Genomic DNA, 21,743 nt, shown 5'->3' with positions numbered 1-21,743 from the left:
GTTACTGAGCAGTATAGCCGCCATCAATGCTGTGCAGGCCACCGGTCATAAAACTGGCTTTATCGCTGGCCAGAAAAAACGCCAGTTCGGCAACTTCTTCAGCCTGTCCAAGGCGTCCAAGTGGTTGCAGTGCTGCTTCTTCAGCATGAATGCTGGCTTTATCTGCACCTGATTGCTGGCAATAGTTGTCTATAGCCTGATGATAAAGCGGTGTTTCAATTGTGCCAGGGCAAATTGCATTAGTACGGATGTTATAGGCCGCGTAATCCAGTGCCGTGGTTTTAGTCATGGAAGCCAGTGCATGTTTGGTAAGGTTATATGCAAAAGAGTTTTGCTTACCTACCAGGGACTGGTCAGAACCGACAATAACAATAGCGCCACTGTGTTGTTGTTTCATGCCTGGCAGGCTTGCCTGAATAGCAGCAAATGCGCCTTTAACATTAATATCAAATACCCGTTGCAGGTCTTCTTCGCGGGTATTTTCAATATTGGCAGAAAAATGTATGCCGGCATTGCATACCAGAGCATCCAGTCTACCGGTTATTTCAACAGCTTGTTGGACGGCTTCTTGTACCTGAGCAAAATCACGCATGTCGCAAGCGATATGATGGCCCGCATCGCCAGGTGTAATATCCAGATTGAACACCTGATAGTCTGCCTGGATAAACTTTTCAATAATTGCCAATCCGATACCTTTGCTGCCACCGGTAACAATAGCTGTTTTTTGCATCCGTTAATCTTCCGTTTTTATGCATCAGTGTATGCTGATTTTACTATAAGCAGTGGGTAAGCATAAGCACGGGGTTAAACATAAGCTCTGTCATCGGTCCTGTTTTTGCGTGAGTTTGTTGTATGTGGATTCTGGTGACCCGAAAACTAGAGTTTTGCAGGCTGCTCATATAAGTTGCGAAGACTCCGTTTATGGACGGATACGAATACGCATTATTGGGAAGTCATATATGTCACAGCAAGATTATGAAAATGGTTTGCAGGTTCGCACAGAAGTTATGGGTGAATTCTTTGTACAGCGTGCCGTTGATAGCACGACAGAGCTAACACAGCCTGTACAGGATTGGATTAACGAACACGCCTGGGGATCAACCTGGCAAAGAGAAGGGTTGCCCCGTTCTACCCGGTCACTGGTAACCATTGCTATGTTAGCTGCGCTTAAGGCGCCACAGGAGTTGAAGGGACATGTCCGCGGAGCGCTCAATAATGGTTGCAGTGTGGCGGAAATACAGGAAGTGTTACTGCACTCCATAGTCTATTGTGGCGCTCCGGCTGCACAGGAAGCATTTCGGGCGGCTCAGGAAGTAATCGATAGCTGGCAACTGGAACACGCTGATGATCGATCATAGACTAATGATGGAAAGCAGTGTGTCGTTTGTGGTGGGTATTTGTTAACCCTTGCTTGCATATTTGTAGCACAATGATACGTAGAGCGAGACGCTTTGAGTTTCGGGTCAGGAAGCTCTCTGGCATAGCGATAACCGTTATGCTTACCGGCTGAACAACAGTTGGCGCGGAGACAGACATAGTGGTGACTATAGCCAAAAGAGCTATGGTATTTGTCGTGCGGTGGAGGGGCTGATTTGTCAGTATTGAACGTGTTTGCACAGCTGGAACAGGCTTACATTTTAGTAGGCTCTGATCCGTCTGAACCATTATTAGTAAATGCCAAAGCTGCGTTATTGACGGGGCTGGATATTACTACTTCTCAGGGCAGGGATACCTGGCTGAATGTCCTTTTGCCGGCAATAGAAACCGCCCGGTCAGTTAAAAATACTCAGGTTTATCTTGGTCAGAAGGCTTTTCTTCTTTGTTGCTCGGAAATACAGGAAGCCGGACAGCTGGTTGTTGCTGTGCATTTCAGCCGGCCTGAACTCAGCGATGCTGAACGTCAGAATTTCTATGCAATGCTGGATAATCTGGGGGCTTATGTTTACTGCAAAGATGTGAATTACAACTATACCTATGCGAACAAACAAGTCTGTGAGCTATTTGAGTTAAATCAGGAAGATATTGTTGGTGCAAACGATTGCCAGTTGTTTGATGAAGCAACCGGTCGGAAAATGATCGAACAAATCGATAGCCGGGTAATTGAACAAGGAATTACGCTAGAGACAGAAGAGCGTAATTATGTACAAAATCATGATGAATACCGGGATTATCTGACTGTCAAAAAGCCATTGTTTGATGAAACTGGCGCACCTTTAGGTTTATTTGGCATATCAATGGATATCACTGAGCTGAAACAAACTCAGAAGCGTTTGTATATCAGTGAGCAACGCCTTTCGACCATTTTGGATAATGTCGGTGCATATATTTTTATCAAAGATAAAGAGCGGCGTTTTCAATATGCGAACAAGCAAACGGAAGCTCTGTTCCGGCTTCAGCAGCACGACATCATAGGTAAAAACAATTTTGATTTGCTGGGTGAAGAGCAGGGCGAAGAGTTTGACCGAACCGACAGGGAAGTTTTTGAATCCGGCGAGCGGGTTGACTGTCTGGAGTCTTTCGCCACTCCGGATAAGGTGTATTACTACTGGACGGTAAAAATCCCTTTGCAGAATGAAGCCGGAGAAATCGACAGTTATATCGGTCTTTCTACCGATATTACTGAGCAGAAGCGGCTTGAAAATCAGATCCGCAGCTATAACGATGCATTGCAGACGAAAATAAAAGAAGTCACTGATCTTAAAGATAATCTGGAGTATCAGGCCACGCATGATGTGCTAACCGGTTTGTTTAACCGACGTATGCTGGAAACCTTGAGTGAGCAGATTTTTGTGCCGGAGAATACTCAGTTGGTTGGCATGCTGATGCTGGATCTGGATAGGTTTAAGCGGGTGAATGATGAGTTCGGCCATAAGAAAGGTGACGATGTTATTCGCTTGTTAGCGCAGCTGATGACAGAGGAATGCCGCAGCAGTGATGTGATATGCCGTTATGGTGGAGAAGAGTTTATTTTGCTGATGCCCGGGGCGCTTCCTGGCAAAGCCTTGTCTAAAGCTGAGTGGTTACGTAAGCGCTATAAGCAGGTAGCAAAAGAAGAGTTCCCCTTTATGGGGGAGCTGACTTTATCGGTAGGTGTATCAGAAGCGCCGGCAAATAAAGTTAGTTTTGAACAGTTGTATCTGGCAGCTGATAAAGCCTTATATAAGGCAAAAGAAAACGGTCGGAATTGCTGTGCAGAAGGAACTATTCATCCGTTACCGGAAGTTATCTAGGGGTATAGCGCCGCACGCAAACAGTCAATCTGGTGATTAGGAAACTGACGGTAGTCCGGATATGGTGTGAGTATCAGGTTATCTTTACGCCAGAGCATGCCACTGTCATCCAGTGGCGTGAAGCCTGTATCGGCAGGAGACTGTTCACTGGCAATCATGCCTAACCTTTCCCAGCTGGCTTTACCGGCGATAAGATGTACTTTTGCAGCAGTGTTCAGCGAGTTGCGGAAATTTATTGCTTCTGTTTCTAACAGTGCATTGTCTCTGTGGCTTCGCCAGTCATCGGTCGGACAGGCTATTTTTGATAGAATAATCAGTATTTTACGCCAGTGATTGCCGTTTTGGCGTACCGCATCATCGTAGCCTTGCCAGCCATTTTCCAAGATTGGTGGGGTAGGCAGATACAGACAGATTTCAGCCTGAGAGTTGCCAAGGCTTGAAAAGCTTTGGTTCATGCAGATTTAATACCGCTGAGATTTTTAAAGGTAATTTCTTTGGCCGTGTTCAGGAAGTCCAGCATGAAGTCTGCATCTTTCTGATCATCACGAATGGCGGCGTATAACGTACACCAAACACCTTTTTCACCCAGTGGTCGAGCACTGATGTAATTCTGCTCGATGTACTGGTGAATCGCCCAGTTAGGCAGTGCAGAAACACCACGACCGCTGGCAACCAGTTGCATGATCATGACAGTCAGTTCTGAGGTACGGATACTTGCGGGCTCAGTTTCAGCCGGTTCCAGAAAATGTTTGAAAACATCCAGACGATGGGACTCAACCGGGTAAGTAATCAGTACTTCGCTGGCAAGGTCTTGTGGCTGGATATGTCGCTTGGCAACCAGTCGGTGTTGTTTGGCGATGGCTAATACGGATTCGTAAGTAAACAGAGGAATATAGGTAATTCCGTTGCGCTCTTCAGGGTCCGCTGTAATAACCAGGTCAAGATCACCCCGGGCCAGTGCCGGTAGTGGTAAAAAGCTGAAACCGGTTGAGAGGTCCATTTCTACCTCTGGCCAGTTCTGGCGGAAGTGGTCTATGGTCGGCATGAGCCAGTCGAAACAGCTATGGCACTCTATGCATATATTCAGCCGGCCGGCTTCACCACCCGCTAAACGGGCAATGTCCCGTTCAGCATTTCGAACCATAGGTAACACTTCATCCGCGAGGGCGAGAATTCGCTGCCCGGCGCTGGTGAAACATATAGGTTTGGTTTTGCGGATAAACAGTGAACAGTCGAGCCGGTCTTCCAGATCTTTGATCTGATGCGACAGTGCTGACTGGGTGAGATGAATACGGTCTGCCGCATCCACCAGACTGCCGGTGTCACGTAGTGCCGAGAGAGTTTTTAAATGACGAAGCTCGATCATACGGGTGGAACCTCAACTTCAACTTAGATATGAGTATAGTATGAACTGTCGTACCTTGACGGCTTAGCCGGAGAGTAACTACTTACCCCTGTTGAAAAAACAGGGATAAGTAGTCTGACGGTCAGCTTATTTACTGTCTACCATCAGCAGTTCCAGTAATGCTTTCTGAGCGTGCAGACGGTTTTCTGCTTCGTCAAAAACCACTGAGCGTGGATCAGAATCCATCAGTTCTGCGCTGACTTCTTCACCACGGTGAGCCGGAAGGCAATGCATGAACAGAGCTTCTTTATCTGCAGTATCCATCAGTGCTGACGTTACCTGATAGCCAGCGAAGGCTTCTTCACGTTCCAGCTGTTCTTCTTCCTGGCCCATGGATGCCCATACGTCAGTAACAACCAGATGCGAATCTTTGATAGCTTCTTCAGGCGTGCGATAAATGGTGATCCGGCCTTTGTTGGTTTCAACCAGTTCCGCATCCGGGTCAAAGCCTTCCGGGCAGGCAATGTTCAGATGGAAATCAAACCGGCGGGCTGCATTAATATAGGAATGGCACATATTGTTACCATCGCCTACCCAGGTCACAGTTTTACCCTGAATATCACCGCGGTGTTCGTAATACGTTTGCATATCAGCCAGCAGCTGGCACGGATGATACTCATCTGTGAGTGCGTTGATAACAGGCACGCTTGAGTTGGCTGCAAAGGTTTCAACAGACTCATGTGAGAAGGTACGGATCATTACCGCATCACACATGCTGGAAATTACTTTGGCGCTATCTTCAATCGGTTCGCCCCGGCCCAGTTGGGTGTCGCGGGATGACAAGAAGAGTGCATGGCCGCCAAACTGCGCCATACCAGCCTCGAAAGAGACACGGGTACGGGTGGAGGATTTTTCAAAAATCATCGCCAGTACCTGGTTTTTCAATGGCTCGTAAATCTCACCACTGTTGCGAATTCGCTTCAGTTCTACGGCGCGACGGATCAGCGCTTTCAATTCGTCGGACGTTAAATCTAGCAGGGTTAAGAAATGTCTTGTTGTCATAATAAAAAGGGCCTGACGAATCAGGCCTCCTTAATCTTCGTTAATTTAAGTCTTTAATAACAGCTGACGATTAATCGTCAGCCATATATACCTTGATGATCTTAGATACAGTGTTTACCAGCAGTTTGGCTTCGCTGTCGGTCATCGTCAGTGGTGGTAACAGACGTACGACTTTACCTCCACCGGTTACATTCAGAAGAACGCCTTTCACTTTTGCCAGTACAGCTAGCTCAGAACCGGCTTCGCTTAATTCAATGGCAATCATCAGTCCTTTGTTACGGACTTCTTTGACGCTTTCAGAACCGCTTAGCTGGTCGCGGAAGCCTTCTGTAATCTGGTCACCCAGTTCAGCGGCTCGCTGGTCCAGCTTGTCGTGAGTAATAGTATCTACGACTGCCAGCGCAGCTGCACAGCATAAAGGGTTGCCGCCGTAAGTAGAACCGTGAGTACCCGGAATCAGGATCTCAGCAGCTTTACCGCGGGCCAGACAGGCACCAATTGGTACACCGTTACCCAGGCCTTTAGCTGTAGTAACAACGTCCGGAAGGATATCGTTCTGCTGATACGCAAAGTAGCTGCCGGTACGGCCATTACCTGTCTGAACTTCATCCAGCATTAACAGCCAGTCATGTTCATCACAAATATCGCGTAACTGGTTCAGATAGTTGTCGGCAGGAATGATAACGCCGCCTTCGCCCTGAATTGGCTCAACCAGAATAGCAACTACGTTCGGGTTGTTGGTCGCAATTTTGCGGATCGCTTCTACGTCATTAAACGGAGCACGTACAAAACCACTGACCAGAGGTTCAAAGCCTGCTTGCACAGCACGGTTACCGGTAGCGCTCAGGGTCGCCATGGTGCGGCCATGGAACGACCCGTCCATAACAATAGTAACTGGCTGGTCGATACCTTTGCCGTGGCCGTAGCGGCGTGCCAGTTTAATTGCAGCTTCATTGGCTTCTGCACCCGAGTTGCCGAAGAAAACGCTGTCCATGCCGGAGATTTGTGTCAGACGGCGGGCCAGACGTTCCTGATTCGGAATCGTGTACAGGTTTGATGTATGAATAAGCTGACTGGCCTGTTCGCTGATCGCAGTGGTGACAGCCGGGTGTGCGTGACCCAGGCCACAAACGGCAATACCGCTCAGTGCGTCCAGATATTTATGGCCATCTGTATCATACAGCCATGAGCCTTCGCCATGATCAAAGGCCACGGACAGGCGTGCATAAGTGTTCATTATGGGCTGTGTAGACATAAAGTCCCTCTTTGCGACATGTACCCATCGCCAATAAAAGAAGAAGTCTCGGCGTGGAAAAAACGGAAAAGTCTATTCAATCGTCGCTAGTTTAGCAATCTTTGCTGCAATTTATCTGTTCGGGCAGGGGATTCAGGCTTGAATTTATTGATCAGCGTCACAATGTTTTATAAAGACACAGATTAGGATAGTGGACTGCTCATTTGGAGCAGGCAGGTGGCTGAATTATTTCTTGAGTAAAACACTCGGGTTTATGGTAGGCTTGCGTTTTTTTTAACGCCCCCGCAGAAACGGGCGAAAGTTTTGACAGGTTTAAAGGTGTACTTATGAGCGTCGTTGATACCATTAAAGAGCAGATTGAATCTAATGATATTCTGCTATACATGAAGGGCACGCCCCGTTTCCCTCAGTGTGGTTTTTCTTCCCGTACTGTTGAAGCGGTTATGGAGTGTGGCGAGCGTTTTGCTTTCGTAAACATTCTGGAAAACCCGGAAATCCGTTCAGAGCTGCCAAAATACGCTAACTGGCCAACGTTCCCGCAGTTGTGGGTAAAAGGTGAGTTGATTGGCGGTTGTGACATCGTTGTAGAAATGGCTGCCAGTGGCGAGCTTAAAGAGCTGATTGCTGAAGCTGCTCCTAGCCAGCCTGAAGGCGAGTAAGCCTCTGGTGAATCAGCAAGCTGGTAATTAATATTCTTTATCGTTTTTATTGTCTGGTTTAATTAGTCTAATAAGAACTATCTGCTATGCTGATTCGCACTTAATTTGTGCGCGGGTAACCGCTGTATTTTTAATTCATTTAAGAGAGAACTAAACATGGCCGTATTAGTAGGTAAGAACGCTCCAGACTTTACAGCTCCAGCAGTACTGGGAAACGGTGAAATCGTTGATGCTTTTACACTGTCTGAAGCAACTAAAGGCAAGAAAGCTGTTGTATTCTTCTACCCACTGGACTTCACTTTCGTATGTCCTTCTGAGCTGCTGGCTTTCGATCACCGTATCGAAGAGTTCGCTAAGCGTGGCGTTGAAGTAATCGGTGTTTCTATCGACTCTCACTTCTCTCACAATGCATGGCGTAACACACCTGTTGAAGCAGGTGGTATCGGTCCTGTTAAGTACACTCTGGTTGCTGACATGACTCACAGCATCTGTAAAGATTACGATGTTGAATCTGAAGGTGGTGTTGCTTTCCGTGGTTCTTTCCTGATCGACGAAGATGGTCTGGTACGTCACCAGGTTGTTAACGATCTGCCACTGGGCCGTAACGTTGACGAAATGCTGCGTATGGTTGATGCGCTGGCTTTCCACCAGAAGAACGGTGAAGTTTGCCCGGCTGGTTGGAGCGAAGGTGATGAAGGTATGGTTGCTTCTCCTGAAGGTGTTGCAAGCTACCTGTCTGACAACGCTGACAAGCTGTAAGATTTAAATATCTGAAAAAAAACCGCCTTTATGGCGGTTTTTTTGTGTCTGGATTTTAGTTTCAGCTGTTGTGCGTTTGTATAGCTGTATATGAAATATGCATGCCTGACATACCTATTTATAATGATCATTCTGCCTGTTCATCGGGTATGATGTTTGATCGTCCTGCGCTTGCTTATCGGTAAGTTCTTTACCTGTGTTGTAGCGGGCATTTTGCTTTTACTAAATAGCCCGGCTAAATGGTTTGACTAAAGAGTTTGATTAAAGAGTTCAGCCAGTTAGCCCTATTAAATAATTTCACTAATTAATTCCGGAATTTTTCTGTGCCGAATAAATCCTATACGGGGCAAATGCCGTTCGCTGAGTTTGTCACGCTTATGGCGATGATGATGTCGCTGGTTGCCCTGGCGATTGATGCAATGTTGCCAGCGTTAGCACTAATGGGAGATGCCCTGCAGGTTGCAGACATTAATGATGTGCAGCTGGTGGTATCTGTTTTGTTTTTAGGCATGGCAGTGGGGCAGCTGTGTTACGGACCTGCATCTGACAGCTTTGGCCGCCGACCTGTGATGTACCTGGGGTATGCGCTGTTTATTGCTGGCGGTATCCTGTGTATCGTCGCGCAGGATTTGCATGTGATGCTGCTGGGACGGTTTTTGCAAGGCTTTGGTCTGGCGGCACCGAAAATTCTGACGGTAGCAATTGTCCGGGATCAGTTTTCCGGGCGGGATATGGCCAGGGTCATGTCATTTATTATGGTTATCTTTATTGTTATTCCGATGATCGCACCGGTATTCGGGCAGTTGATTCTTTGGGTGGCTGACTGGCGTTACATCTTTGTGGCCATATTAGTGATCGGGTTGATTAGCTTAGTTTGGTTTCATTTGCGTCAACCAGAAACGCACCCGCAGGAACGCAGGGCGGAGTTTTCGTTCAAGGCAATCAGTAAAGCATTTATGACGGTTACAACCGATCGCTTTGCCATGGGCTATACCGTAATGGCGGGTATCGTCTCTGGGGCGTTTGTTGCCTATCTGAGTTCGTCCGCTCAGGTGTTTCAACAGCTGTATGGGCTAGGGGAATTGTTTCCGCTTTATTTTGCATTGCTTGCGTTTGCGATTGGTTTTTCTTCTTATCTTAATGGCCGGCTGGTGATGCGTTTAGGTATGCAACATCTCACTTGGCGGGCTCTGCTTATCTTAATGATTAGCTCTACGCTGTGTGTAGTTGCCAGCAGCTATTGGCAAGGATTACCGCCGCTCTGGCTGTTAACCCTGTATTTTATTTTGGCGTTTGCCTGTATTGGTATGTTGTTCAGTAATCTGAATGCTTTGGCAATGGAAGGTCTGGGGCAATATGCCGGTATGGGAGCAGCGGTGGTAGGCGCTGTTTCAACACTGTTATCCGCAATAATAGGCGTATTTATTGGTGGGCTGTTTAACGGGACGGTGATTCCTTTGGTGGCTGGTTTTGCTGTATGTGCTGCTGTGGGGCTGGTGATGATGCGCTGGATAGAAGCGGGGCGAGCTGAGGTTCAGACATCCTGATATAAAAAGCCCTGTTGTTACAGGGCTTTTTTGTAAGCTAAGTGAGCAGGTGTTATTCGTAGTGATCCTGAACCATGCTCCAGCCACCGAGGTCTTTCCAGCGATTGACGATGGTGCAAAACAGCTCTGCTGTTTTCATCGTATCGTATAGTGCTGAGTGTGCTTCTTTACCGTCGAAGTCTATATCTGCGATGTCGCAGGCTTTGGCCAGCACAGTATGTCCGAAAGCCAGGCCTGCAAGGGTAGCAGTATCAAAAGTTGAGAATGGGTGAAACGGATTACGTTTCATGTCACAACGGTCGGAAGCAGCGGTTACAAAGCTGTGATCAAATGCCGCGTTATGGCCAACTAGAATAGCTCGCTTACAGTTGTGGGCCTTCACGGATTTACGAATAGATTTGAAAATCTTTTCCAGAGCTTCCTGTTCGTCGATGGCACCGCGTAATGGGTTGTACGGGTCGATGCCAGTAAATTCCAGCGCGGATTTTTCCAGGTTGGCGCCTTCAAACGGATTAACGTTAAAGGAATAGCTTTGGTCAATCAGCAGGTTGCCGTCATCGTCCATCGTCAGAGTGACGGCGGCAATTTCCAGAAGTGCATCTGTCTGAGCATTGAACCCGGCAGTTTCAACGTCAACGACGACTGGCAGGTAGCCACGGAAGCGGGTCGACATCGGATGCTGATAGGCACTGTTATGTTTAGTCAAATGAGATCCTTAAAGGCTGTCTCTTCAGCCTGCAGTTGAGTATGACGCCAGTGTATAATCTTGGCTGGCAGTTGTCATTGCTACGGAAGTATTTGCAGCATATTGCTGTTAAAATGGATAGACACTGACGAATGCTTAAATATCCCAGTTAGGACGGTAAAGTTTTACCTCTAACAGTCGATATTTGAGATGTTGGTTAAGTATCTGCAAGGATTTGATCTGTTTATGCGAATTGTTCTGGGATTATTGATTACTTTATTGGCGTTGCCTGCGTGGGCGGCCAGTTTTGTTGCGTCTATCGATCAGTCTCGCTGGGATCTCGAATCCTCAAAGTTTAACTGCCGTTTGTCGCAAAAAATTCCTTTGTTCGGTGAAGCCATTTTTGATCATCAGGCCGGAGAGCAGATCCGTTTTGTACTTAAGCCGCTTCCAGGGCATGGCATGAAAGGTAAGGCCATGCTGTTAGCTGAGGCCTCTCCCTGGCAGCCAGGTACTGCACCTAAGCGTATAGGGGAAGTGGAGTTTAATCAGTTCAGTGGTGAAATTGAGGTTGTGAGCCCAAAAGCTCAGAATATGATTGCCGCTTTATATAAAGGCATGATGCCGACGTTTAAAGCACGTAACTGGTTGGGTACCGGCGATAATGTTCGGGTGGGATTGTCTGCTGCGAATTTTCAGCCAGCCTTTGAAAGCTATTCAGGTTGTGTTGCAGGCTTGTTGCCAGTGAATTATCGCCAGATTGCCCGGACTGCTGTGTTATTTCCTTCCGCAACCTGGCGTTTGTCTGATGCTACTAAGGCGCGTCTCGATCTGATTGCTATCTATGTAAACAATGATGAAGCGGTTAGTTCTGTGTATGTGGATGGCCACTCTGATACTCAGGGTCGACGTCTGGCCAACCGGGATTTATCTAAGAAGCGTGCTGATGAAGTCACGGCATATCTGAAGACTAAGGGTGTTAATCCGGATGTCATTATTACCCGTTATCATGGTGAGCGTTATCCTGTGGACCAGACCAATAATAAAGCGACCCGTGACCGTAGCCGTCGGGTAACGATTCGTCTGGACCGTAATCAGCCGTAAGCTTTTCTATAGGGTATACAAAAACTCTATTGGCCTTGGAGATAGTGGGGAATTATCCTTACTGTCTCTGTTCCTGCTCTGTATTCATGCTATAATTTCGCCCTTTCCTTTTTCAGGTAATACATCGGGTTGTCTGCCCGGTGGTGGATTTTCGTGTGGAGTTCTTTTATGTCCGACATTAAAAAGGTTGTGCTGGCCTACTCCGGCGGCCTTGATACATCTGTAATCGTTCGTTGGTTGCAGGAAACTTACAACTGTGAAGTCGTGACATTCACGGCGGATCTGGGCCAGGGTGAAGAAGTTGAACCTGCGCGTGCGAAAGCCGAAGCCCTGGGTGTAAAAGAAATTTACATCGAAGATCTTCGCGAAGAGTTTGTACGTGATTTCGTTTTCCCAATGTTCCGTGCTAACACCATTTATGAAGGTGAGTACCTGCTGGGTACGTCAATCGCACGTCCGCTGATTGCGAAGCGTCTGATTGAAATTGCTAACTCAACCGGTGCTGATGCTATTTCTCACGGCGCGACTGGTAAGGGCAATGATCAGGTTCGTTTTGAAATGGGTGCTTATGCACTTAAGCCTGGCGTTGAAGTAATTGCTCCATGGCGTGAATGGGATCTGACATCCCGTGAAACGCTGATGCAGTACTGTGAAGAACACGATATTCCAGTGGACTTCTCCAACAAGAAGAAGAAGTCTCCATATTCTATGGATGCTAACCTGCTGCACATTTCTTACGAAGGTGACATCCTGGAAGATCCGTGGGCTGAAGCTGAAACGGATATGTGGCGCTGGTCTGTATCTCCGGAAGAAGCTCCGGATGAAGCACAGTACATGGAACTGACTTACGAAAAGGGTGACATCGTTGCAATCGACGGTGAAGCAATGTCTCCGGCAACTGTTCTGACTTACCTGAATAAGGTTGGTGGTGAGCACGGTATTGGCCGTCTGGATATTGTTGAAAACCGTTTCGTTGGTATGAAGTCCCGCGGTTGTTACGAAACACCGGGCGGCACTATCATGCTGCGCGCACACCGTGCAATTGAGTCTATTACTCTGGACCGTGAAGTCGCTCACCTGAAAGATGAGCTGATGCCGCGTTATGCCAAAGTTATCTATAACGGCTTCTGGTGGTCAGAAGAACGTAAGATGATGCAGGAAATGATCGATTACTCACAGCGTAACGTGAATGGTGACGTTCGCCTGAAGCTATATAAGGGTAATGTAATTGTTGTTGGTCGTCGTTCTGAAGATAGTCTGTTCGATGAGAACATTGCTACTTTCGAAGATGATGCCGGTTCTTACGATCAGAAAGATGCTGCTGGCTTTATTAAGCTGAACGCTTTGCGTATGCGTATTGCCGCAGGCAAAGGTCGCAATCTGCTGGAAGACTAAGCATAAAAATCAGTTTTCAGAAAACTGATTTTTTGAAAAACCCGTTATGGTGACATAGCGGGTTTTTTGCTGTTCAGGGGGCGTGCCGGGAGTTCTAGTTGCTTGATAACTATGCTACTTTGAGCGCTAGCCTTTGATGTCGAGTTTATGGAAATAAATTATTCACAAAACAAAGTTCTGATTGTCGATAATCGTTTTGAAGATTTGACTGAACTTAAGCGTGTGCTGAGTCAGTTAGGTGTTAAAACGGTTCATGTGGCGTCATCAGTGAATATGGCTTTGGCATTGTTGCGTGAAGAGACGTATGACATTTGCTTTGCGTTATTTGATCTGGGTAAAGCAGAAAAGAATGGCCTGCAGTTAATTCAGGAGGCCAGTGCGGAAGGCACTAAGCTTTATACCACCACCTTTATTCTGATTGTTGATCAGGATCGCTCGAAACTTCTTTTTGGTTCGCTTGATACCGCTCCGGATACCTATATTTCCAAACCTTATGATGTCGCTAAAATTCGGGTACGTTTAGAAAAGATTTTGCGGATCAAAAGTGTTTTAAAGCCTTTAGAGAAATTACTTAATCAGGGACAACTGTCGGAAGCGTTGGAGCAGTGCGGACATTATATTAAGTCCTATCCGGGACTGGTGTTGTATATCCAGCGCTTGGAAGGCGAAATACTGCTCCGTCTGGGGCAGGAAGATAAAGCAGTTAAACTGTTCAAAGGTTTGCTCAGTCGACGTGATTTACCTTGGGCCCGTGTTGGCTTAGGTGTGGCCTTATCCCGTTTAGGGCAGGTACAGGAAGCCATTCGGGTATTCAAAGGCGTGATTCAGGAAGCACATTTATGTGTTGAAGCTTTTGTTGGCCTGGCTAATGCTCACCGGGCTATTGGTGAGCAACGAACCGCAATTGATTTACTGCGTCAGGCGACACTGATTCAGCCAACTTCACCTCAGCTACAGGCTGCGCTAGGTAAAATTGCACTCCATGAAGGTGAGTATTCGATCGCGGCGAACGCCTACCGTGATGCCATAGAATACTCCCGTGGTGGCTGTTTCCAGCAGCAAAGTTATTACATAGGGTTGGTGGCCAGCTTGCAGGTGAAGGTTGATGCCTCAGGCGATGCTGATTCTGTTGCTGCGCAGGAAGCAGCGGTGAAAGCGCTGGAAGAGCTGATACTTACATTCAGTGATCTGCAAACACGGTTTATAGCCCGTTTGTTCTGGGTGGAGTTGTACCGTGCCCGCGGTGTGGATCTAGAGTTTATGTCAGCTTGTCAGGCTGCATTCGAATTATATTGTCAGTGTGGGGCCGGCGAGCAGGCGCAGTGGCAGGAGCTGTTACTAGATAGGATACGTGGGAGTGATGTCGAAAGTGAAGCGCAGCAGATAAAAGAACAGCTTAACCGCCAGGTAATTGAACTGGACTGGGGAAAACTAAATGTTCAGGGAATGCTTAGTTACCGTAAGCAGGATTTTGAAAAAGCGTTATCTTTGTTCCGTAAAGCGAATCTGTGCTTGCCGGATAATCCAGGCGTTGTGTTAAATTTGGTACAGGTTTATCTGGAACGTGCCGGGCAGCGAGAAAGTATACCTGAAAGAGAGCTTGTGGAAATAGACGAGTTGTTATGGGGACTGGACTTTAATGTGCTGAGCCGTAAGCAGCAGAATCGCTATAGAACTATGGGACAGCGCCTGGCTGGTTTATTTGCGGATGCGGTACCTGGCTGAAAACAGCGCTTAAATACAGGTGCTGTTATGAGTGGCGACAGAGGTTATGCAGGTACACTGGAAGAATGTATCGCGTTAACAGCGTTACTATTTATTGAGGACTGTTAATTGCATGCTGTTAACTGCATTGCTATTAAATCGTATCGTCATCTAATAAAATTGAATTGTTGTTAGTATCCGTTGGGTCATCGCCCATTAACAGGCTGCGCGCTGAACGGGCCAGCTTACGATTCATGAGTTTTTGCTGTGCTTCTTCAGGCAGGTCAGTGAAGCGGATAGTGTTCTGGCTGATCAACAGTTCAATAAGGTCTTCAAGGATACGGCCAATATTGCCGTCAGAGTTATTCAGATACTGTTCCGGAGAATGGATCTTATTCTGATTGTTGAGGAACTCCATAACATCAGGGTCACTTACATCCACAACGACAGAGCCGGTTTGCTCGTATTGAGAGATGGCCAATATATTTCCCTGATTGTCCTTCAATGCGTACAGCATATCGATATCTTTTAATAATTCCAGTTTGATCATATCCTGAAGTATGCGGCGCAGATGAATATTTAGTCAAGCAGTAGCTTGTCAATATGGTGGGTAGGTTTGAGCTCTGCAAGATGCTGATCTGGCAATGAATTCTGTCAGATAGCGGGCTGAGTACTGTTCGGCTAATTGCATATTAAGCAGGGGGTCGATAAAATCGCGCCATCTTAAATTGGCTGACCTGGATGTGCCGGGTAGTGTCGACCACAAAGTTGGTCGGAATTCTTCAATTTAGACCAATCTATATATCAGTAAAAAGCTTATGAAATCCCATAAAATTCAACAGGCGCCGATCCCTATGCGCTCGGTAGGTCCGCTTAAAATTTGCGGGCATATCCTGGAAGAAAAAGTAATGGTCCCGCTGGCGACCTACGAAACCCCGCTATGGCCTTCCGTTGGCCGTGGCGCGCGGATTTCTGCGCTGACTGATGGTATACGTACCACCGTTGTTGATGAGCGTATGTCCCGGTCGATTTTGCTGGAAGCTAAAGACGCGTTAGAAGCGGTGCAGGCACTGCAGTCAATTAAGTCCCGTCAGGATGATTTGAATGCAGTTGTGGCTCAGACCAGCCGGTTTGCCAAACTGATCGACATGCACAGCCAGGTTGTGGCTAATCTTATTTATCTGCGATTGGAATTTACCACCGGTGATGCTTCAGGGCATAACATGGTGACGAATGCGGCGGATAAGCTGATTCCATGGTTGCTGAACGAATATCCACAGCTGGATTACTGTTCTATTTCCGGGAATTACTGTTCCGATAAAAAAGCCACTGCAGTGAATGGTATTCTTGGTCGCGGTAAATATGTTGTCAGCGAAATTCTGATACCCCGTGAGCTGTGTGAGCGCCGTCTGAAAACCACACCGGAAAAAGTGGTTGATCTGAATATTAAGAAAAACCTGATCGGCACTATGGTTGCCGGCGGTTTGCGCAGCGCGAATGCGCACTATGCGAATATGTTATTGGCCTTTTATCTGGCCACCGGTCAAGATGCAGCAAATATCATTGAGGGATCTCAGGGTATCGTGCATGCGGAAGTCCGGAACGGTGATTTATACTTTTCCTGTACCCTGCCTAACCTGATTATGGGCAGTGTTGGTAATGGTAAAGGTATTGAATTCGTAGAAGAAAATCTGCGTGCACTGGGATGTAAGGAAGACCGTGAACCAGGTGCAAATGCCCGACGTTTGGCGGCAATTTGTGCGGCAACAGTTTTGTGTGGCGAGTTGTCACTAATGGCTGCACAGACAAATCCCGGTGAGCTGATGGAATCTCATCTGAAGATGGAAAGATAATGACCGATCAGACTAACGATCGCAAAATCGAACATATTCGCGCCATCGAAAAAGATGCAGCGACTGATCGGGACGGTCGCTATTTTGACCGTATTCATCTGACCCACAGAGCATTGCCAGAAGTGGCGCTGGATCAGATCGATACGTCGGTTGAGTTTCTCGGTAAGCGACTGAGCTTTCCGTTACTGATCTCGTCGATGACTGGTGGAGATCACGAGTTGATCCGAACCATTAACCGTAACCTGGCTATTGCGGCTGAACAGACTGGTGTGGCATTAGCCGTAGGTTCGCAGCGGGTAATGTTTACCCAGCCTGGTGCCAGAGTTAGCTTTGAATTACGCGAATACGCGCCGACAACAGTTTTGTGCAGTAATGTTGGTGCTGTGCAGCTGAACTACGGTTTTGATATTGCAAAGTGTCAGGAAGCCGTCGATTGTTTGGGGGCTGATGCATTGTATTTGCATCTGAATCCATTACAGGAAGCGGTTCAGCCAGAAGGTGATACTGATTTCTCTGGTTTGACGTCTAAAATTGCTGACCTAGTGGAGCAGTTAACGGTTCCGGTCATGTTTAAAGAAGTGGGTTGTGGCTTATCTTCGCAGGACATTGAAGCGGGGCTTAAATTGGGTGTTAAACACTTTGACCTGGCCGGTTGTGGCGGTACCTCATGGAGTCGTATTGAGTATCACCGGGCGCGAAATGTAAGTGATAATCTGGGCCTGACGTTTCAGGACTGGGGAATCCCTACACCCTTAGCACTACGTCTTGCTGAGCCGTATCAACAACAGGCTGATTTCATTGCCAGTGGTGGTCTCAGGGATGGGATTGATATGATTAAATCTGTTATACTCGGCGCCTCGATATGTGGCATGGCTACTCCATTCTTAAAACCTGCCATGGAGTCTGCCGACGCGGTAGTCCAGGTTATCGAACAAATCCGGCGTGAATTTACCACTGCGATGTTTCTGCTGGGAATGTCGGATATAAACAGCGTATATATGAACCGGGCTCTAATATTGAGTGAGGGTGAGGATCGAAATTAGGTATGTCCGTCGGTATTGATGAAATAAGCTTCTACACCTCTAATTATTTTCTTGATCTCCAGCAGCTTGCTGAAGTACGCGATATAGATGTCGATAAATATTATAAAGGCATCGGTCAGGAAAAAATGGGTATGCCTGCGCCAGACGAAGATATCGTCACAATGGCCGCTAACGCTGCTTATCCGCTGATTGAACGAGTGGGTGCTGAATCGATCAGCACAATTATGTTTGCGACAGAAACCGGCATTGATCAGTCAAAGTCTGCGGGTGTTTATGTCCACCGTTTATTGGGATTAACGTCGAATTGTCGCGTTGTGGAGTTAAAGCAAGCCTGTTATAGCGCCACTGCTGCAATTCAAATGGCCTGTGCACTGGTTGCCCGTCAGCCTGAAAAACGCGTATTGGTGATCGCATCTGATGTAGCACGTTATGACCTGGATACTCCGGGTGAAGCGACTCAGGGATGTGGTGCTGTGGCAATTTTGATTACGGCTAATCCGCGTTTAGTGGAAATTGATCCTGAAGTGGGTAACTACACTGAAGACGTGATGGATTTCTGGCGCCCGAATTACCGTTCTACCGCATTAGTGGATGGTAAATATTCAACCAAGATTTACTTGAAATCATTGAAGTTAGCCTGGGAAAATTTCTGTACGGCAAGTTCACTGGCATTCAATGATTTTCAGCATTTTTGTTATCACCTGCCGTTTACCCGCATGGCACAGAAAGCTCATAAGCATTTAGCCAAGTTGAATCAGAGTGAGTTGAGCCCTGAAATGCTGGACCTGCAGGTGGAAGATACATTGTCGTATAACCGTATTATCGGTAATAGCTATACGGCTTCTATGTACATTGGCCTGGTGTCTTTACTGGAAAACTGCAAGCAGGATCTTGAAGGAAAGCGTATTGGCTTCTTCAGTTATGGTTCTGGCTGTGTGGCAGAGTTTTTCTCTGGCAGAATTGTTGCAGGTTATGAAAACTATCTGCACAGTGCACGCCATCAGGCAATGCTGGCAGCACGTAATGCGGTTTCTTATGAAGAATACCTGCGTTTGTATAACGAAGTTGAACCTACTGATGGTGGCGTACATGAACGTCGTCGTGAGTCGACAGGTCGCTTCCGTTTAGCCAGTATTTCTCACCATAAGCGTGAGTATGTCGCTTGCTAATAAGGCGTCAGCTGCAAGCTTAGCACCTGGCAAACTGATTCTCAGCGGCGAACACGCTGTTGTCTACGGTGCGCCAGCACTGGCATTAGCCGTGGCGCGTCACATCCATAGTCAGTGCAGTATCCTGCCGGATACTGCTGCTGGTCTCTCCTGGTCATTACCTGATTTACAACAACAGGGCTTTTTAAGCTGGGCTGATGTACGCGCACAGGTTGCATTGCTGGATAGTCGACATAAAGATTTTGAATCAGGTGAGTTAGCTGCAGCAGCTATTTTGCAATCACCGCAGCAGCTGGTGTTGTATTGCCTGGCATTATGCTTACCTGAGTCTGATCCAAAAGAACATTTACAGTTAACCGTCAGGTCAGAGTTACCGGCAGGTGCCGGAATGGGCTCATCTGCAGCGGCCGCTGCGTCGGTTCTTACATTGGTTTCCGCGCAGTTTGGCGATGCTTTTTCCACACAAAAACTTTATGAAATGACTCGTTATTGCGAGCGGTTGTGTCACGGTCGTGGCGGGATGATTGATTCTGCTACTGTAAGCTTTGGTGGTTTGGTCGAGGTGTTAAATAGTGTGCCCGCTGCTATTCCTGATGTAACTCTTACCGGTCAGTGGTTTTATATTAACAGTGGCCGTCCGGTTGCCGGAACAGGCGAATGTGTTGAACAGGTGCGTAGCCGTTTTGCTAATTCAGCAATATGGCAGGAGTTTGCTGCCATTACTGCACAGATTAAAGATGCTGTTTTAGATAAGCGTGATGCCCGCGTTGCCATACGGGAAAATCAGCGTTTGCTGGAAGTGATAGGTGTTGTGCCGGATAAGGTCGCCCGGTTTGCCAGAGCAGTGGAAGCTGCCGGTGGGGCGGTTAAAATCAGTGGTGCGGGCTCGGTACGGGGTGATGCCGGAGGCGCAATGCTGGCATGTGGCATTAATGAGCAGGTGCTGGCAAATCTCTGTACGAACTTCAGTTATGAATACTTTGCCATAGAAGAGGACAGATACGGTGCTCGACTCAGTCATTAGAGCGTCTGCTCCTGGCAGCATTATGCTGATGGGGGAGCATTCAGTATTGTTTGGTGAGCGTGCGCTGGCGTGCGCGGTAGATAAACACATCTATGTCACACTGACACCACGGGATGATCGTGTTGTTAATATAGATTCCAGTCTGGCTGACTATTCTGCTGATCTGGATGATTTAAAGGTTGAAGCGAAACTGAGTTTTGTGTTGGCGGTTATCGAGCAACATCTTGATGACTTACATAAAGGCTTTGATTTGAAGATTGAAGCTGGTTTTGGTCATACGCTGGGTTTGGGGTCTTCTGCTGCAGTCACTGTGGCAACCACTGCTGCGCTGGATGCGTATTGTCAGCAAGCGTCCGACAGCTATGAGCTGTTTCGTAAAGCGCTGGCGACTGTGCATAAAGTACAGGGCAGAGGTTCAGGAACCGATTTAGCCGCCAGTGTTTTTGGAGCGTCAGTAGGCTATACCGTGAATCCTTGCCAGATAGAGCCTTTGGGGCAGGTACCACAGCTTAGTTTGTATTATGTGGGCTATAAAACCACAACGCCTGAGGTGCTGCGTCAGGTTGAGCAGCATACTAAAACCTTACCTGAGCTGTATCAGAAGCTGTATTGGTTGATGGGCCAGTGTACCTTTGATGCTGAGGCTGCGTTAGCTAAACAGGACTGGCAAGCATTAGGTCAGTGTATGAATGTCTATCAGGGTTTAATGGATGCGTTGGGAGTAAATGATCTGGCGTTATCAGATCTGGTTTACCGCTTGCGGCAGTCGTCTAAAATTTATGGTGCAAAGATTTCCGGTTCAGGTCTGGGAGACTGTGTACTGGCATTAGGCAGTGACCCGGAGCTGGCACTTGAGTATCAGGAAATTCCTGTCAGTTTGTCACCGCAGGGGGTGAATGTTGAAATTTACTAAGCAGCAGGTTGTCGCAGAGTATCTACCAGATACAGTATCGCCTCAGAGCATGAAAACCTTTAGTTTTGCGCCAAGTAATATTGCCTTGTGTAAATATTGGGGCAAACGAGACGCCGAGTTAAATCTGCCGATCAATTCCAGCTTATCTGTATCATTGGCGCATCTGGGAAGTAAAACCCGGATTCTGCTGTCGGATACCGAACAGGATCAGGTAGTTCTGAACGATGAGCTGTTAGCTGCTGATAATAGTTTCGCAGTTAAAGTCATTGCCTTTATCGATATGTTTCGCCGTGGCGCTGATCATAAGGTGCGGGTAGAAACTGAAAATAACATACCAACGGCAGCCGGACTTGCTTCGTCTGCTTCTGGTTTTGCTGCTCTGATGCAGGCGGTGAATGAGTTCTATCGCTTAGAGCTGGATCTATCACTGCAGTCTGCTTTTGCCCGAATGGGCAGTGGCAGTGCCAGCAGATCTTTGTTTACAGGCTTTGTTGAATGGCAGATGGGCCAGCGTGAAGATGGCATGGACAGTATTGCCGCTCCATTAGCCGCTCAGTGGCCAGAGTTACGTATTGGTTTGATTAAAGTCAGTACGGCGCAAAAACCGGTCGATTCCCGCTCCGGTATGAACCGTACAGTTGCTACCGCTCATCTGTATCAAAGCTGGCCAATGCAGGCTGCGGCGGATCTCAGCCAGTTGCATACGGCTATTGAAACGCAGGACTTTAAATTGCTAGGGCAAACAGCTGAGCAGAATGCACTGTCGATGCATGCCACTATGATTGCTTCCTGGCCACCGCTGCTTTACTGGCAGGCTGACTCGGTTACTGCCATGCATAAAATCTGGCAGTTGAGAGCAGAAGGGCTGTCACTCTATTTCACTATGGATGCAGGGCCGAACCTTAAAGTGCTTTTTAACACTGCAGACGAAGCTGAAATCTGCAAACAATTCCCTGACATGCAGGTGATTACGCCTTTTGGAAATCAGTAGCTTTG

Annotated in this window: 21 protein-coding genes; 14 read left to right on the top strand and 7 right to left on the bottom strand. The window is 47.4% G+C overall.

The genetic code is table 11. The features are described from left to right. Position 1: 1 nt before the first annotated feature. Positions 2–730 (bottom strand): SDR family NAD(P)-dependent oxidoreductase, encoded by a 729-nt coding sequence (locus OCU49_RS17885; RefSeq protein ID WP_261841921.1) that lies wholly within the window; start codon positions 728–730, stop codon positions 2–4. A 229-nt stretch (positions 731–959) separates the two neighbouring features. Between OCU49_RS17885 and OCU49_RS17880 the strand changes: the two genes are divergently transcribed. Both OCU49_RS17880 and OCU49_RS17875 read left to right on the top strand, forming a co-directional pair. Then, on the top strand, positions 960–1,358 hold the full coding sequence (locus OCU49_RS17880; protein ID WP_261841920.1) for a carboxymuconolactone decarboxylase family protein: 399 nt from the start codon (positions 960–962) through the stop codon (positions 1,356–1,358). Between the two features lie 234 nt (positions 1,359–1,592). Beyond that, a complete protein-coding gene (locus OCU49_RS17875) occupies positions 1,593–3,230 on the top strand; it encodes a sensor domain-containing diguanylate cyclase (protein WP_261841919.1) in 1,638 nt (545 codons plus the stop codon). Here OCU49_RS17875 and OCU49_RS17870 read toward each other — a convergent pair. The 4 genes from OCU49_RS17870 to OCU49_RS17855 form a co-directional block, all read right to left on the bottom strand. Then, on the bottom strand, positions 3,227–3,685 hold the full coding sequence (locus OCU49_RS17870) for a DUF6942 family protein (RefSeq protein ID WP_261841918.1): 459 nt from the start codon (positions 3,683–3,685) through the stop codon (positions 3,227–3,229). The two genes, OCU49_RS17875 and OCU49_RS17870, sit on opposite strands and share 4 nt — an antisense overlap. Then, positions 3,682–4,596: a LysR family transcriptional regulator gene (locus OCU49_RS17865; protein WP_261841917.1), complete on the bottom strand. Its 915-nt coding sequence runs from the start codon at positions 4,594–4,596 to the stop codon at positions 3,682–3,684. Before OCU49_RS17865 ends, OCU49_RS17870 begins: the two co-directional genes overlap by 4 nt. 126 nt (positions 4,597–4,722) lie before the next feature. Then, on the bottom strand, positions 4,723–5,637 hold the full coding sequence (gene argF, locus OCU49_RS17860; protein WP_261841916.1) for an ornithine carbamoyltransferase: 915 nt from the start codon (positions 5,635–5,637) through the stop codon (positions 4,723–4,725). A gap of 70 nt (positions 5,638–5,707) precedes the next feature. Next, positions 5,708–6,892: an aspartate aminotransferase family protein gene (locus OCU49_RS17855; RefSeq protein WP_261841915.1), complete on the bottom strand. Its 1,185-nt coding sequence runs from the start codon at positions 6,890–6,892 to the stop codon at positions 5,708–5,710. 326 nt (positions 6,893–7,218) lie between these two features. Here OCU49_RS17855 and grxD point away from each other — a divergent pair, with 326 nt between their 5' ends. From grxD to OCU49_RS17840, 3 genes are all read left to right on the top strand, one after another. Next, positions 7,219–7,551, top strand: coding sequence for a Grx4 family monothiol glutaredoxin (grxD, locus tag OCU49_RS17850; RefSeq protein WP_261841914.1), 333 nt, complete (start codon positions 7,219–7,221; stop codon positions 7,549–7,551). A gap of 156 nt (positions 7,552–7,707) precedes the next feature. Continuing rightward, positions 7,708–8,310: a peroxiredoxin gene (locus tag OCU49_RS17845; protein WP_261841913.1), complete on the top strand. Its 603-nt coding sequence runs from the start codon at positions 7,708–7,710 to the stop codon at positions 8,308–8,310. 323 nt (positions 8,311–8,633) lie between these two features. Then, positions 8,634–9,857 (top strand): multidrug effflux MFS transporter, encoded by a 1,224-nt coding sequence (locus OCU49_RS17840; RefSeq protein WP_261841912.1) that lies wholly within the window; start codon positions 8,634–8,636, stop codon positions 9,855–9,857. 52 nt (positions 9,858–9,909) lie between these two features. Here the strand turns inward: OCU49_RS17840 and rnt are convergent, their stop codons facing one another. Beyond that, positions 9,910–10,530: a ribonuclease T gene (gene rnt, locus OCU49_RS17835; RefSeq protein ID WP_261845255.1), complete on the bottom strand. Its 621-nt coding sequence runs from the start codon at positions 10,528–10,530 to the stop codon at positions 9,910–9,912. Between the two features lie 258 nt (positions 10,531–10,788). Between rnt and OCU49_RS17830 the strand changes: the two genes are divergently transcribed. The 3 genes from OCU49_RS17830 (at position 10,789) to OCU49_RS17820 (ending at position 14,766) form a co-directional block, all read left to right on the top strand. Next, positions 10,789–11,646 carry a flagellar protein MotY gene (locus tag OCU49_RS17830; protein WP_261841911.1) on the top strand — a complete coding sequence of 286 codons (858 nt, stop codon included), beginning with the start codon at positions 10,789–10,791 and terminating at the stop codon, positions 11,644–11,646. A 168-nt stretch (positions 11,647–11,814) separates the two neighbouring features. Further along, on the top strand, positions 11,815–13,041 hold the full coding sequence (locus OCU49_RS17825) for an argininosuccinate synthase (protein WP_261841910.1): 1,227 nt from the start codon (positions 11,815–11,817) through the stop codon (positions 13,039–13,041). A 147-nt stretch (positions 13,042–13,188) separates the two neighbouring features. Beyond that, positions 13,189–14,766 carry a tetratricopeptide repeat protein gene (locus OCU49_RS17820; protein WP_261841909.1) on the top strand — a complete coding sequence of 526 codons (1,578 nt, stop codon included), beginning with the start codon at positions 13,189–13,191 and terminating at the stop codon, positions 14,764–14,766. 133 nt (positions 14,767–14,899) lie between these two features. On the opposite strand, the gene OCU49_RS17815 is transcribed toward OCU49_RS17820, so the two are convergent. Further along, a complete protein-coding gene (locus OCU49_RS17815) occupies positions 14,900–15,295 on the bottom strand; it encodes a hypothetical protein (protein WP_261841908.1) in 396 nt (131 codons plus the stop codon). 268 nt (positions 15,296–15,563) lie between these two features. Between OCU49_RS17815 and OCU49_RS17810 the strand changes: the two genes are divergently transcribed. From OCU49_RS17810 to mvaD, 6 genes are read left to right on the top strand one after another with little or no spacing between them, the layout of a single operon-like run. Continuing rightward, on the top strand, positions 15,564–16,598 hold the full coding sequence (locus tag OCU49_RS17810; RefSeq protein ID WP_261841907.1) for a hydroxymethylglutaryl-coenzyme A reductase family protein: 1,035 nt from the start codon (positions 15,564–15,566) through the stop codon (positions 16,596–16,598). Further along, positions 16,598–17,641, top strand: coding sequence for a type 2 isopentenyl-diphosphate Delta-isomerase (gene fni / locus OCU49_RS17805; protein WP_261841906.1), 1,044 nt, complete (start codon positions 16,598–16,600; stop codon positions 17,639–17,641). Before OCU49_RS17810 ends, fni begins: the two co-directional genes overlap by 1 nt. 2 nt (positions 17,642–17,643) lie before the next feature. Then, on the top strand, positions 17,644–18,810 hold the full coding sequence (locus OCU49_RS17800; protein WP_261841905.1) for a hydroxymethylglutaryl-CoA synthase: 1,167 nt from the start codon (positions 17,644–17,646) through the stop codon (positions 18,808–18,810). Next, the gene (locus tag OCU49_RS17795) at positions 18,797–19,834 is read left to right on the top strand and encodes a mevalonate kinase family protein (protein WP_261841904.1); all 1,038 of its coding nucleotides are present in this window, start codon (positions 18,797–18,799) and stop codon (positions 19,832–19,834) included. The genes OCU49_RS17800 and OCU49_RS17795 overlap by 14 nt, the downstream gene beginning before the upstream one ends. Further along, a complete protein-coding gene (mvk, locus tag OCU49_RS17790; RefSeq protein WP_261841903.1) occupies positions 19,815–20,747 on the top strand; it encodes a mevalonate kinase in 933 nt (310 codons plus the stop codon). Before OCU49_RS17795 ends, mvk begins: the two co-directional genes overlap by 20 nt. After that, complete coding sequence (mvaD, locus tag OCU49_RS17785; protein ID WP_261841902.1) at positions 20,731–21,738, top strand: diphosphomevalonate decarboxylase; 1,008 nt, start codon at positions 20,731–20,733, stop codon at positions 21,736–21,738. The genes mvk and mvaD overlap by 17 nt, the downstream gene beginning before the upstream one ends. Positions 21,739–21,743 lie beyond the last annotated feature (5 nt).

The organism is Aliamphritea ceti, from assembly GCF_024347215.1.
Taxonomy (GTDB): Bacteria; Pseudomonadota; Gammaproteobacteria; order Pseudomonadales; family Balneatricaceae; genus Amphritea; species Amphritea ceti.
Note: the sequence above shows the minus strand (reverse complement) of the source record. Positions and strands in the feature narration are given on the sequence as shown.